Annotated in this window: 12 protein-coding genes; 2 read left to right on the forward strand and 10 right to left on the reverse strand. The window is 69.8% G+C overall.

Translation table 11 applies throughout. The annotated features are described in order from the left end of the window. Positions 1–5 precede the first annotated feature (5 nt). Positions 6–482: a MarR family winged helix-turn-helix transcriptional regulator gene (locus OHA77_RS10735; RefSeq protein ID WP_406317782.1), complete on the forward strand. Its 477-nt coding sequence runs from the start codon at positions 6–8 to the stop codon at positions 480–482. 183 nt (positions 483–665) lie between these two features. Here OHA77_RS10735 and OHA77_RS10740 read toward each other — a convergent pair whose 3' ends face one another. Beyond that, on the reverse strand, positions 666–1,004 hold the full coding sequence (locus tag OHA77_RS10740) for an ArsR/SmtB family transcription factor (RefSeq protein ID WP_406317784.1): 339 nt from the start codon (positions 1,002–1,004) through the stop codon (positions 666–668). Positions 1,005–1,152: 148 nt separating this feature from the next. Between OHA77_RS10740 and OHA77_RS10745 the strand changes: the two genes are divergently transcribed. Beyond that, entirely contained in the window at positions 1,153–2,154 is a 1,002-nt protein-coding gene (locus OHA77_RS10745; RefSeq protein WP_406317786.1) for a zinc-dependent alcohol dehydrogenase family protein, read from the forward strand. Positions 2,155–2,233: 79 nt separating this feature from the next. Here OHA77_RS10745 and dapB read toward each other — a convergent pair whose 3' ends face one another. The 9 genes from dapB to OHA77_RS10790 form a co-directional block, all read right to left on the reverse strand. Continuing rightward, positions 2,234–2,971 (reverse strand): 4-hydroxy-tetrahydrodipicolinate reductase, encoded by a 738-nt coding sequence (dapB, locus tag OHA77_RS10750; RefSeq protein WP_326820774.1) that lies wholly within the window; start codon positions 2,969–2,971, stop codon positions 2,234–2,236. Positions 2,972–3,255: 284 nt separating this feature from the next. Next, complete coding sequence (locus tag OHA77_RS10755) at positions 3,256–4,569, reverse strand: M16 family metallopeptidase (RefSeq protein WP_406317788.1); 1,314 nt, start codon at positions 4,567–4,569, stop codon at positions 3,256–3,258. Then, positions 4,566–6,890, reverse strand: a complete 2,325-nt coding sequence (locus OHA77_RS10760) for a polyribonucleotide nucleotidyltransferase (protein ID WP_406317790.1) — start codon at positions 6,888–6,890, stop codon at positions 4,566–4,568. Before OHA77_RS10760 ends, OHA77_RS10755 begins: the two co-directional genes overlap by 4 nt. Before the next feature lie 329 nt (positions 6,891–7,219). Next, the gene (rpsO, locus tag OHA77_RS10765) at positions 7,220–7,489 is read right to left on the reverse strand and encodes a 30S ribosomal protein S15 (protein WP_086576834.1); all 270 of its coding nucleotides are present in this window, start codon (positions 7,487–7,489) and stop codon (positions 7,220–7,222) included. Between the two features lie 200 nt (positions 7,490–7,689). Beyond that, complete coding sequence (locus tag OHA77_RS10770; protein WP_326820771.1) at positions 7,690–8,643, reverse strand: bifunctional riboflavin kinase/FAD synthetase; 954 nt, start codon at positions 8,641–8,643, stop codon at positions 7,690–7,692. A gap of 32 nt (positions 8,644–8,675) precedes the next feature. Then, positions 8,676–9,689, reverse strand: coding sequence for a dipeptide ABC transporter ATP-binding protein (locus tag OHA77_RS10775; RefSeq protein ID WP_326820770.1), 1,014 nt, complete (start codon positions 9,687–9,689; stop codon positions 8,676–8,678). Between the two features lie 7 nt (positions 9,690–9,696). Further along, positions 9,697–10,743 carry an ABC transporter ATP-binding protein gene (locus OHA77_RS10780; RefSeq protein ID WP_406317792.1) on the reverse strand — a complete coding sequence of 349 codons (1,047 nt, stop codon included), beginning with the start codon at positions 10,741–10,743 and terminating at the stop codon, positions 9,697–9,699. Next, entirely contained in the window at positions 10,736–11,704 is a 969-nt protein-coding gene (locus tag OHA77_RS10785) for an ABC transporter permease (RefSeq protein ID WP_406317793.1), read from the reverse strand. Before OHA77_RS10785 ends, OHA77_RS10780 begins: the two co-directional genes overlap by 8 nt. Beyond that, positions 11,704–12,735 (reverse strand): ABC transporter permease, encoded by a 1,032-nt coding sequence (locus OHA77_RS10790; protein ID WP_406317795.1) that lies wholly within the window; start codon positions 12,733–12,735, stop codon positions 11,704–11,706. Before OHA77_RS10790 ends, OHA77_RS10785 begins: the two co-directional genes overlap by 1 nt. Position 12,736 lies beyond the last annotated feature (1 nt).

Raw genomic sequence — 12,736 nt, forward strand, 5'->3', positions numbered from 1 at the left:
GTGCCATGACCACGACGTCCGAGGTAACCGAGGAGCTGGGATTCGCCGCCGCGCTGGTGCGGATGTCGCATCTGGTGCAGCACGTGTTCGCCGACGTGAGCCGCGACCACGACATCACCCCGCAGCAGACGCAACTCCTCTGCATACTGGTCGGCGGCCCGGTCGGCATGACCGAGCTCAGCCGGCTCCTTCACCTGGAGAGGTCCAGCCTCACCGGGCTGGTGGACCGGGTGGAGCGGCGCGGCCTGGTCTCCCGGGTCCGCGACGGCCGCGACCGGCGCGCCTGCCGGGTCACGCTGACCGACGAGGGCTCACGGCTCGCCATCGAGTCGCACCGGGATGTGACCGGGCGGCTGGACACCCTGGCAGGCGAGCTGCCGGACGCCGACCGGGAGCGGCTGGCATCGGCCGTCACGCGGCTTCTGGCCCAGCACGACACGGCCTGGATCTCCCACAGCTTCGGCGAGCCGCCACTCGGCTGATCGACACACGCGAGCGGCCCGCGTGAGCGGCGCGGGCATGCGACATACGCGAGCCGCACGCGTAAGCGGCGCGGGCATGCGACATACGCGAGCGGCCCGCGTGAGCGAAGGGCGTCGAACCGCCGGGAGGCGCGTTTACCACAGCACTCGGTGAGATCATTCCCATGACGCAGGGCGGGCGGTTCAGTCCCGGTCGCGCTTGGCCACCAGTGCGTCGAGAAGCCCCGGGAACGCTCCGTCGACCTCGTCGCGACGCAGCGCGTTCATGCGGGAGGTGCCGACGTAGTACTGGCGAATGAGGCCGGCCTCGCGCAGCACGTTGAAGTGGTGGGTGGCGGTGGACTTGCTGACCGGCAGGTCGATCGTGCCGCAGCTGAAGTCGTGGCCGGCCGCGTACAGCTCACTGACGATCAGGCGGCGCACCGGATCGACCAGGGCCTCGAGCACCTGCTGAAGACCGATCGTCCGGATGTCCGGGTGGGGCGGGATGCGTTCCTGCCCGTTTCGCCGCGTTACCGCCATCGCCTGTCGACCTCCCGCACACATCGTACGACACACGTCAAAGTACTACGAACATCAAAGTTTGACAGTTATCGTACTTTCCGCTTGAGTGAGGCACGGCGCCGCGAGTTCCGCGCCGCCGACACCGGATCGGAAGGGATGACGCGTGATGGCCAGGACGGTGCGGTTCCATGAGTACGGAGGCCCGGATGTGCTGCGACTGGAGGACGTGACGGTCGGCGATCCCCGACCCGATGAGCTGTTGATCCGGGTGGACGCGATCGGCCTCAACCGTGCCGAGATACTGTTCCGCAGCGGCCACTACATCGAATCGGTCAAGCGGTTCCCCGCCCGGCTCGGAGCCGAGGCCGCAGGAGTGGTCGAGGCCGTCGGCGCGCACGCGGCGGGGTTCGAGATCGGTCAGCCGGTCAGCGTGGTGCCCGCGTTCTCGATGAACGACTACGGCGTCTACGCCGAGCGTGCGATCGTCCCCGCGTCCGCGGTGCTGCACCGCCCCGACGGGCTCGACGCGGTCGAGGGCGCGGCGGTGTGGATGCCGTACGTGACGGCCTACGGCGCGCTGGTGGAGGTCGGCGGGATGGGTGCCGGGGACACGGTCGTGCTGACCGCCGCCTCCAGCAGTGTGGGCCTGGCCGCGATCCAGACCGCCAACCGGGTCGGGGCGACGCCCATCGCCACCACCCGCACCAGTGCCAAGAAGGCCGCGCTGCTCAAGGCGGGAGCGGCCGAGGTGATCGTCACCGACGAGGAGGACGTCGTCGAGCGAGTGCTCGACCTGACCCGAGGACGGGGCGCCGAGTTCGTCTTCGACGCCGTCGCCGGCCCCGGTGTGGTGAACCTGGGCAAGGTGGTCGCCCCCGGCGGCACCCTGTTCATCTACGGTGGGCTGAGCGGCGAGGTGACCCCCTATCCGGGGTTCGAGCTCGGCATGCCCGCGCTGAACATGCGCACCTACACCCTCCATGAGACGACCACCGATCCGGAGCGGCTGCGCCGGGCCGAGGCGTTCGTCTCCTCAGGTCTGCGTACCGGCGCCTTCCAGCCCGTCGTGGACCGCACCTTCGGCTTGGACGAGATCGTCGAAGCACACCGCTACCTGGAGGCGAGCGCCCAGGTGGGCAAGATCATCGTCACCGTCGACCACGGATGATCTCATCGGTCCTGCCGCTGCCCACTGCCAGGCGCCCACCCTGAGCGGTGAGCGCCTGCCCGCGCTGCGACGCCCCGGCCTAAAGATCAAGCAGGTGCTCCAGGCCCACGGTCAGCCCCGGGGTCTCCCCCACCCGGCGGACGCCGAGCAGCACGCCCGGTGTGAAGGACGAGCGGTTCATGGTGTCGTGGCGGATGGTGAGGGTCTCGCCGTCGCCGCCCAGCAGCACCTCCTGGTGGGCGATCAGCCCGGCCAGCCGGACCGAGTGCACGTGGACTCCGTCCACCTCCGCCCCACGGGCCCCGTCCAGCTCCGCGCTGGTCGCGTCGGGCATCGGCGCGGATCCGGCCTTCCGCCGCGCCTCCGCGACCAGCTCCGCCGTACGGCGGGCGGTCCCGGAGGGCGCGTCGGCCTTGTTCGGGTGGTGCAGCTCGACGATCTCGACGGAGTCGAAGTAGCGGGCGGCCTGCTGGGCGAAGTGCATCATCAGCACGGCCGCGATGCCGAAGTTGGGCGCGATCAGCGCGTTGACGCCGGGATTGTCGTCCAGCCAGCCCCTGACGGTCGCCAGGCGGCCGGCGTCGAACCCGGTGGTGCCGACCACCGGGTGGATACCGTGTGAGACGCACCATTCGAGGTTGCCCATGACCACGTCGGGGTGGGTGAAGTCGACCACCACCTCGGCGCCGGTCAGGCCCTCGATCGGGTCGCCCGCGTCGACGGCCGCGACCAGCTCCAGATCGTCCGCCGCCTCGACGGCCTTGCACACTTCGATACCGACACGCCCTCGGGCGCCGAGAACTCCAACCCTGATCACGGCCCCAAGGTTATACCGTCGCCCCGCCCGGAAGCTCGCGAGCCGTCCGGGGCACGGATCGCACCGGGTCGCGAGCCGGATCGCGGCTCTGCGGGCCACCCGGAAAGCGGAGCCGTACCCCGCCCCCGGGCCGGGCCGGCCGGACCGCAGAGCGGATGGACCGTGAGCCGGAGAGCGGAGCCGTACCTCGCCCTCGCCTCCGGGCCGGAGAGCGGATGGACCGTGCCCCGGAAACAGGACGGCCCCGGCGGTGAAACGCCGGGGCCGTCCGTGGAGACGTACGGCTAGCCGTTCACGGCCCAGCCGAAGTCCTTGTCCTCGTAGGGACCGATCACCGCAAGGGTCATCGGCCGGTTGAGGACGTCACGGGCGATGTCCGTGATCTCCTCGGGAGTCACCGCCTCGATTTTGGCGAGGACCTCGTCGACCGAGAGCAGCTCGTCGTAGACGAGCTCGCCCTTGCCGATCCTGGACATCCTGGAGCCGGTGTCCTCCAGCCCGAGCACGAGACCGCCGCGCATCTGACCCTTGCCGCGGGCGATCTCCTCCTCGGTGATGCCGTCCGTGACCGCCTGGAGGACCTCCTCCCGGCAGATCTTCAGCACTTCGTCGATCTTCGACGGCAGACAGCCGACGTAGATGCCGAACTGCCCGGTGTCGGCGTAGGAGGAGGTGTAGGAGTAGGCGGAGTAGGCCAGCCCCCGCTTCTCCCTGATCTCCTGGAACAGCCGCGAGGACATGCCGCCGCCCAGGGCCGCGTTGAACACGCCGAGCGCGAAGCGGCGCTCGTCGGTGCGGGTGAGGCCGGTCGTGCCGAGGACCAGGTTGGCCTGCTCGGTCGGCCGGTGCACCATCCGCACTCCGGGACGGGCCTCGGCGCCGGGACCCGACAGCCGCGGGGCGACCGGCGAGGCGTCCCCGCCGAGGGCGCCGGCCCGCTCGTAGGCGGCGGCGACCAGCGCCACGACCTGCTCGTGGGAGACGTTGCCCGCCACCGACACCACGGTGTGCGTCGGCAGGTAGTAACGGCGGTAGTACTCCGCGATCCGGTCACGGCTGACGGCGTTGATCGAATCGACCGTGCCGAGGATCGGCCGGCCGATGGGCGTGTCGCCGTACATCTCCGCGGAGAACTGCTCGTGCACCATGTCGGACGGGTCGTCGTCGTGCATGGCGATCTCCTCCAGGATCACGCCACGCTCGGCCTCGACGTCCTCCGGAGTGATGAGCGAGGAGGTCACCACGTCGGCGAGCACGTCGATCGCCACCCGCAGGTCCTCGTCGAGAACCCGCGCGTAGTAGCAGGTGTACTCCTTGGCGGTGAAGGCGTTGATCTCACCGCCGATGCCCTCGATCGCGGCGGAGATCTCCAGCGCGTCCCGCGTCGGAGTGCCCTTGAACAGCAGGTGCTCAAGGAAGTGGGAGGACCCCATGTGCTCGGGGGACTCGTCTCTGGATCCGATGCCGACCCACATGCCGACCGCGACGGAACGCACGGTCGGCATGGACTCGGTCACCACCCGGAGCCCACCGGGGAGGACGGTGCGCTGCACGACCCCGGCACCGTCCTTGCCGGGGTACAGAGTGGTGGTCGTCACGAGTTGCGGTCTTCTCCACCACGGTTGCCGCCGCCGCCGCTGGTGCGGGTGCGGGTGCGGCGGGGCCGCTCGTCGGCTGCGGGCGCCGCGGACGCCGCGGGCGCCGCGGGCTGCTCCTCGGGAGCGCCGCCCTCGGCCTTGGCCGCGGCCTCCTTCTCGACCACCTCGACCGGGACCAGGGAGAGCTTGCCGCGCGAGTCGATCTCGGCGATCTCCACCTGGACCTTCTCGCCGACGTTCATGACGTCCTCGACGTTCTCGATGCGCTTGCCACCGTGCAGCTTGCGGATCTGGGAGACGTGCAGCAGGCCGTCCTTGCCCGGCATGAGGGAGATGAAGGCACCGAAGGCGGCGATCTTGACGACCGTGCCCAGGTAACGCTCGCCGACCTCCGGCATGTGCGGGTTCGCGATGGCGTTGATCGCCGACCTGGCCGCCTCGGCGGACGGGCCGTCGGTGGCGCCGATGTAGATGGTTCCGTCGTCCTCGATCGTGATCTCGGCGCCGGTGTCGTCCTGGATCTGGTTGATCATCTTGCCCTTCGGGCCGATGACTTCGCCGATCTTGTCCACCGGGACCTTGATCGTGATGATGCGCGGAGCCGTCGCGTTCATCTCCGCCGGAGAGTCGATGGCCTCCTGCATCACGTCGATGATGGCCAGCCGGGCACCCTTGGCCTGCTTCAGCGCGGCCGCCAGGATCGACGCCGGGATGCCGTCGAGCTTGGTGTCGAGCTGGAGGGCGGTGATGACGTCCTTGGTGCCGGCGACCTTGAAGTCCATGTCGCCCATGGCGTCCTCGGCACCGAGGATGTCGGTCAGCGTGACGTACTGGTCGCCCTCGTTGATCAGGCCCATCGCGATGCCCGCGACGATGCCCTTGAGCGGGACACCCGCGTCGAGCAGCGCCATGGTCGAGGCGCAGACCGACCCCATGGAGGTCGAGCCGTTGGAGCCGAGTGCCTCGGAGACCTGACGGATCGCGTAGGGGAACTCCTCGCGGGCCGGGAGGACCGGGACGAGCGCCCGCTCGGCGAGCGCGCCGTGGCCGATCTCGCGGCGCTTGGGAGAACCCACGCGGCCGGTCTCACCGGTGGAGTACGGCGGGAAGTTGTAGTTGTGCATGTAGCGCTTGGTGCGCTCGGGGTTGAGCGTGTCGATCATCTGCTCCATGCGGAGCATGTTCAGCGTCGTGATGCCCAGGATCTGGGTCTCACCGCGCTCGAACAGGGCCGAGCCGTGCACCCGGGGCACCACGTGGACCTCGGCGTTGAGCTGGCGGATGTCCTTGACGCCACGGCCGTCGATGCGGACGCCCTCGGCGATGACCCGCTCGCGCATGAGCTTCTTGGTCAGCGAGCGGAACGCGGCGCTGATCTCCTTCTCCCGGCCCTCAAACTCGGAACCGACCTTCTCGACGGCCAGCGCCTTGACGCGGTCGAGCTCGGCCTCGCGCTCCTGCTTGCCGGCGATGGTCAGCGCGGCGGCGAGCTCGCTCTTGACCGCGTTGGTCACGGCCTCCAGGACGTCGTCCTGGTAGTCGAGGAACAGCGGGTACTCCGCGGTCTCCTTGGCGGCGACCTGGGCGATCCTGGACTGCGCCTCGCACAGGACCTTGATGAAGGGCTTGGAGGCCTCCAGGCCCTGGGCCACGGTCTCCTCGTTCGGCGCGACGGCGCCGTCGGCGATGAGCTTGAGCGTGTCGCGGGTGGACTCGGCCTCGACCATCATGATCGCGACATCGCCGTCCTCCAGGGTCCGCCCGGCGACCACCATGTCGAAGGTGGCGTTCGCCAGCTCCGAGTGGGTCGGGAAGGCGACCCACTGGCCCTCGATCAGCGCGACGCGGACGCCGCCGATCGGGCCGGAGAAGGGCAGCCCGGCGAGCTGGGTGGACAGGGACGCGGCGTTGATCGCGACCACGTCGTACAGGTGGTCGGGGTTGAGCGCCATGATGGTCGCCACGACCTGGATCTCGTTGCGCAGGCCCTTGACGAAGGACGGGCGCAGCGGCCGGTCGATCAGGCGGCAGGTGAGGATGGCGTCCTCGGAGGGACGGCCCTCACGGCGGAAGAACGAGCCGGGGATCCGGCCCGCGGCGTACATCCGCTCCTCGACGTCCACCGTGAGAGGGAAGAAGTCGAGGTTCTCCTTGGGATGCTTGGAGGCGGTGGTCGCAGAGAGGACCATCGTCTCGTCATCCAGATAGACGACGGCGGAACCCGCCGCCTGGCGCGCGAGCCGCCCGGTCTCGAACCGGATGGTACGCGTGCCGAAAGAGCCGTTGTCGATAACGGCTTCGCTGCTGTGGACACCCTCCACGGGGGACCTCCTTGTGTCGGTCGCCCGCGTCCCCTCAGGCACGCGTCTCGCACCTGAGTCGTCTTCTTAGCCTGCTCCCCGTAGGTGCAGCGCCGGTCTTCGATCGAAGCGCCCGGTTCCGTACGGCTTATGCCGTGATGACCGGGGGCCACTACCGAGGACCGGCCCTCCGACGCCGTGGGGCGCGCTTGCTGGCGGACGCGGGGCACTGTCTCGGCTATTCAGTTTGCTCATCGGAGCGGTGTCCGTGTGGCGCGACGCGCCGAATCCGTCTCCGAGAGATCCGCTATGTGATGAGGGAGTGGCGCGGACGCCACTCCCTCACGACTCTATCGACGCAGGCCGAGCCGCTCGATGAGCGAACGGTAACGCGTGATGTCCTTGCTCTGCAGGTACTTCAGCAGGCGCCGGCGACGACCGACGAGCAGCAGCAGACCGCGGCGGCTGTGGTGGTCGTGCTTGTGCGTCTTCAGGTGCTCGGTGAGCTCGCTGATGCGCTTGCTCAGCAGCGCGATCTGCACCTCGGGGGAACCGGTGTCGGTCTCACCCTTGGCGTACTCACCGATGATCTGCTTCTTGGCTGCGGTGTCGAGCGACACTTTTCTCCTTGAACTTCTACGGGCACGCGCGATGTACAAGATGCCCGAGCGACCGTGCGTGCCTACAGTCGCCGTGGCGAGATCAGCGCCGGAGTTGTGACACCACCGGTTACAGAGCTGACATGCCAGGTTACCACCGGCCCCGGACCGTCGCACATTCTCGGACACGCCGCGCAACCGGCCGACTCCCGGAGAGAAGCTCAGGAGGTGAGACGGCGGGCCTCGTCCACATCCGCGTGCATCTGCCGGATGAGCGCCTCGATCGAGTCGAACTTCAGGTTGGCGCGGAGCCGGGGTCCGAAGTCCACGGCCATGTGGGCACCGTAGAGGTCCAGGTCGTCGCGGTCGATGGCGTAGGCCTCGACGGTGCGCGGCACCCCCTCGAAGGTGGGGTTGGTGCCCACCGAGATGGCGGCGGGCCAGCGCTCACCGCCGTAGACGGCCGGCAGGTTGCCCGTCGAGATCCCCTGCAGCCAACCGGCGTAGACGCCGTCGGCGGGGATCGCGGTGAACTCGGGCGGCTCCACGTTCGCCGTGGGGAAGCCGAGCTGACGGCCGCGCTGGTAACCGCGGACGACCACGCCCTCGACCCGGTGCGGCCGGCCGAGCGCCGTGGCGACGGCCGCCATGTCCCCGGCGTCGAGCCGCTCGCGGATGAGGGTCGAGGAGATGGTCTCCCCGTTGCTCACCAGCGGGACCGCCTCGGCCACGAAGTCGTACTTCTCGCCGAGGGTCTGCAGGGTCTCGACGTCGCCGGCGGCCTTGTGCCCGAAGCGGAAGTTCTCCCCCACCACGACCCCGCCCGCGTGCAACCGGTCGACCAGCACCGTCTGTACGAACTCGTCCGGGCTCATCCGGGAGAACTCCAGGGTGAACGGCAGCACGCACACCGCGTCCACGCCAAGCTCGGCGAGCAGCTCGGTGCGGTGCCGGGCCGTCGTCAGCCGGGGCGGGTGCGTACCGGGCCGCACCACCTCCTCCGGATGCGGGTCGAAGGTCACCACGACCGAGAGCAGCCCGAGCTCACCGGCCATCTCGACCGCGCGGGCCACCATCTGCTGGTGGCCGAGGTGAACCCCGTCGAAGACGCCGATCGTGATGACGGACCTGCCCCAGTCTTCGGGCACGTCGTCCAATCCGTGCCAGCCTCGCACCGCAGCCTCTTCCCCTTGTAGCGGATCGATCCCTAAAGCCTGCCATGCCTGGCGGCCATCTCTCCAATCGGGGAGCGCATTGGAAAGTGACAGGCCACCTGACGTCCTCCGGCGAGGCTGAGCGCGGGACGTTCGGTACGGCACCGCTCCTGGGCGATCGGGCAGCGAGGGTGGAAGGAGCAGCCGGTGGGCCGGTCGATCGGACTGGGCACGTCGCCGGTCAGCACGACACGCTCCCGGCGCGGCGCTCCGGACCCGTCGTCGATCTCGGGGACGGCTGACAGCAGCGCGTGAGTGTAGGGATGCGAGGGAGCCGCGTACAGCTCCTCGGCCTCGGCCACCTCGACGATCTCCCCGAGGTACATCACCGCGATCCGGTCGGACACGTGCCGGACCACGCCCAGGTCGTGGGCGATGAAGACGTAGGTGAGCCCGAGCTCCTCCTGGAGATCGGCGAAGAGGTTGAGCACCTGCGCCTGAACCGACACGTCGAGCGCGGAGACCGGCTCGTCGGCCACCACGAGCCTGGGCGCCAGGGCGATGGCCCTGGCGATGCCGATCCGCTGGCGCTGGCCGCCGGAGAACTCGTGCGGGTAGCGGTCCAGGTGGGTCCTGGCCAGGCCGACCAGGTCGAACAGCTCGCCCACGCGTTTCCTGACCGCGCCGGCGTCGCCGTACCCGTGGATCCTGAGCGGTTCGGCGACGGCGTCACCTGCCGTGCGGCGCGGGTTGAGCGAGGCGTAGGGGTCCTGGAAGACGAGCTGCAGGCCCTTGCGGACCGGGCGGAGGGCGCGCCGGGACAGGCCGGTGATGTCCTGCCCGTCGAACTCCACCCTGCCCGCGGTGACGTCGGTCAGCCGGACCAGGCAGCGGCCGAGCGTGGACTTGCCGCACCCGGACTCGCCGACCACGCCGAGGGTCTCCCCGGCGCGCACCTCCAGCGAGACCCCGTTGACGGCCCGCACGCCGCCGCCGCGCGCCTTGAAGTGCTTGACCACGTCGGTGGCCCTGAGCAGGGTGCTCGACGTCGTATCTGGTGTGTTCACGGGTTGCTCACCGCTCCTCGTCCGCAGTGCGGGCGCTTCGTCGTGCCGGGGTGGCCTCCAGGCCGCTCCGGTCGCCGCGCCGGATCTCCGACCTGTCCTCCTCGGGCAGCCAGCAGGCGTCGAGATGGCCGGGCCCGCCGACGAGGGAGGGGACCTCGTCGCAGGCCGCGTGGCGGTGGGCGCAGCGGCCTGCGAAGGGGCAGCCGCCCCCCGAGGCGCCGGGCGTGCCCGGGATCGTGGCCAGCCGCCGGAGGCGTGGCCCGTCCACCCTGGGCACCGAATCGAGCAGGCCCCAGGTGTAGGGATGGCGGGGGGTGTGGAAGACGTTCTCGCGGAGACCGCGCTCGACCGCCCGCCCGCCGTACATGACCAGGACCTCGTCCGCGATCTCCGAGACCACTCCCATGTCGTGGGTGATCATGATGATCGCCGATCCGTGGTCGGTGCGCAGGCCGCGCATCAGGTCGAGGATCTGCGCCTGGGTGGTGACGTCGAGCGCGGTGGTGGGCTCGTCGGCGATCAGCAGTCCGGGGTTGCACGACAGCGCCATGGCGATGACCACGCGCTGGCGCATGCCACCGGAGAACTCGTGCGGGTAGGAGTTCACCCGCTTGCCGGGGGCCGGGATGCCGACCTCGTCGAGCAGTTCGACCGCGCGGTCGCGGGCCGCCTTCTTCGAGATCCTCTCGTGCGCGCGGATCTGCTCGGCGATCTGCCAGCCGACCGTGTAGACGGGGGTGAGGGCCGTCATCGGGTCCTGGAAGATCATGGCGATCTCCCGGCCGCGGATGGCGCGCATCTCCCGGTCCTTCAGCGCCAGCAGATCCCTGCCACGGAAGATGACATTTCCTGAGATTTCAGCGTTGGGGGTACGGATCAGCCGGAGCACGCCGAGCATTGACACGCTCTTGCCGGAACCCGACTCCCCCACGACGCCCAGCACCTCGCCGGGCCGTACGGAGAACGACAGTCCGTCGACGGCCGTGAAATGGCCCCTGCCGGTGCGGAAGCGCACCCGGAGATCGTCGACTTCGAGAAGCGGTTGGTCAGGCACGGCGCACCCTCGGGTCGAGCCGGGCGTACAGGACGTCCACCACGGCGTTGGCCAGCACGACGAAGAAGGCGGCATAGAGGACCGTGCCCATGATCACGGGCAGGTCCAGGTTCTGCAGCGCCTGGTAGGTGAGCTTGCCGACCCCCGGCAGGCCGAAGACCACTTCGGTGAGCAGTGCCGCGCCGCCCACCAGGGCACCGAAATCCAGGCCGAACAGCGACACGATCGGGATCAGCGAGCAGCGCAGGGCGTGCCTGATCAGGATGCGCCGTTCGGACAGGCCCTTGGCGCGGGCGGTGCGCACGTAGTCCTCGTTCAGGGCCTGGATCAGCTCGCCGCGCAGCAGCCTGGCGTAGATCCCCGCGTACAGCAGGGCCAGGGTCAGCCACGGCAGGAGCAGGTGCAGCGCCCACTGTCCCGGGTTCTGCGAGAACGGGACGTAGCCGAGCGGCGGCACCCAGGAGAAGACCGAGTCGTGCAGCTCCTTCTGGGTGACCAGGTTGACCACCTCACCCAGCCAGTAGACCGGCAGCGAGACACCGAACACGCCGAGCAGCATGACCAGCGGGTCGACCAGCGTGCCGCGCATGGCGCCGGCGAGGGTGCCCATCGCCACCCCCAGCACCATCCAGATCACCGCGGCGCCCACCACGAGCGAGAGCGTGACCGGGACCGCGGCCATGACCTGCGGGATCACCAGCGTGCCCCGGTTGACGAAGGAGGCGAGGTCGTGGCTGACGAACAGGTGCTTCATCATCATCAGGTACTGCACGGGCAGCGGCCGGTCGAAGCCGAAGGAGGCGCGCACCTGCTCCAGCGTGGCCGGGTCGGCGTTCTTGCCCGCGATGCGGGCCGCCGGATCCACGCCCGGAGTGGCGAAGAAGATCAGGAAGACCAGCACGCTGATCGCGAAGAGGACGAGCACCGCGGCGCCGAAGCGCCGCAGGATGTAGCCGATCATCAGGCACCTCCCCGCAGCCGGGCGTTCGGGTCGAGCGCGTCCCGCACTCCGTCGCCCAGGACGTTGAGCGCGACCGCGGTCAGCGCGACGAACAGCCCGGCGGCGATAGTGATCATCGGCCGGGTGTAGAGCAGGGCGAGGCCGTCGTTGATGATCGTGCCCCAGCTCGCGTCAGGCGACTGTACGCCGACTGACAGGAACGACAGCGCCGACTCGGTGAGCATGTTGAGCGCGGTCATCAGCGGCAGGAACACCACCACCGTGGGCAGGATGTTCGGCAGCACCTCGCGGCGCATGATCCGCAGGTCGCTCGCCCCCAGGCCGACGGCCGCGTGCAGGAACTCCTTGTCGCGCAGCGCCATGACCTGGCCGCGCAGCGGCCGGGCCACATAGGGGACGTAGATCAGCGCGATGATGACGATCGGCAGCGCGAGGCTGCCCGCGTCGATGTGGACCGGCCCCAGGTGCAGGCCGCTGGTGAGCAGCACCACTGACAGGCAGATGGCCAGCAGGTAGACCGGGAAGGCCCAGATCACGTCGAAGAACCGGGAGAGCACCGCGTCGATCCAGCCGCCGTAGTAACCGGCGAGCACGCCGAGCACGGTGGCCAGCGCACAGCAGAGCAGCGCCGAGGAGACGCCGATCAGCAGGCTGTTGCGCCCGCCGTACAGGAGCCTGGCCATGACGTCGCGGCCCTGGTTGTCCGCGCCGAGCAGGTAGTGGCCGGGGTCGCCGGTCGGGCCGATCGGCGTGACGCCCAGGCCGAGGCCCTCGGTGCTCTGCTGGAGGACCTGGACCTCCTGGCCGCCCACGACCGTGGTGCCGGAGACGTTGGAGACGAACGGCTCGGTGTGCGCGATCGAACCCGCGTAGACCGGGGCCAGCAGGCAGACGAGCGCGATGAGGAGCAGCCCGGCTCCGGCGGTCGTCGCGGAGCGGTTACGCAGGATCCGGGTGGCGGCCTGCCGCCACGGACCGGCACCGGGCCGGACCGCGGCGGCGACGACGGGGATGGGCTCAGCCCCGCTCACC

The sequence above is a fragment of the Streptosporangium sp. NBC_01639 genome, assembly GCF_045209755.1.
Classification (GTDB): Bacteria; Actinomycetota; Actinomycetes; order Streptosporangiales; family Streptosporangiaceae; genus Streptosporangium.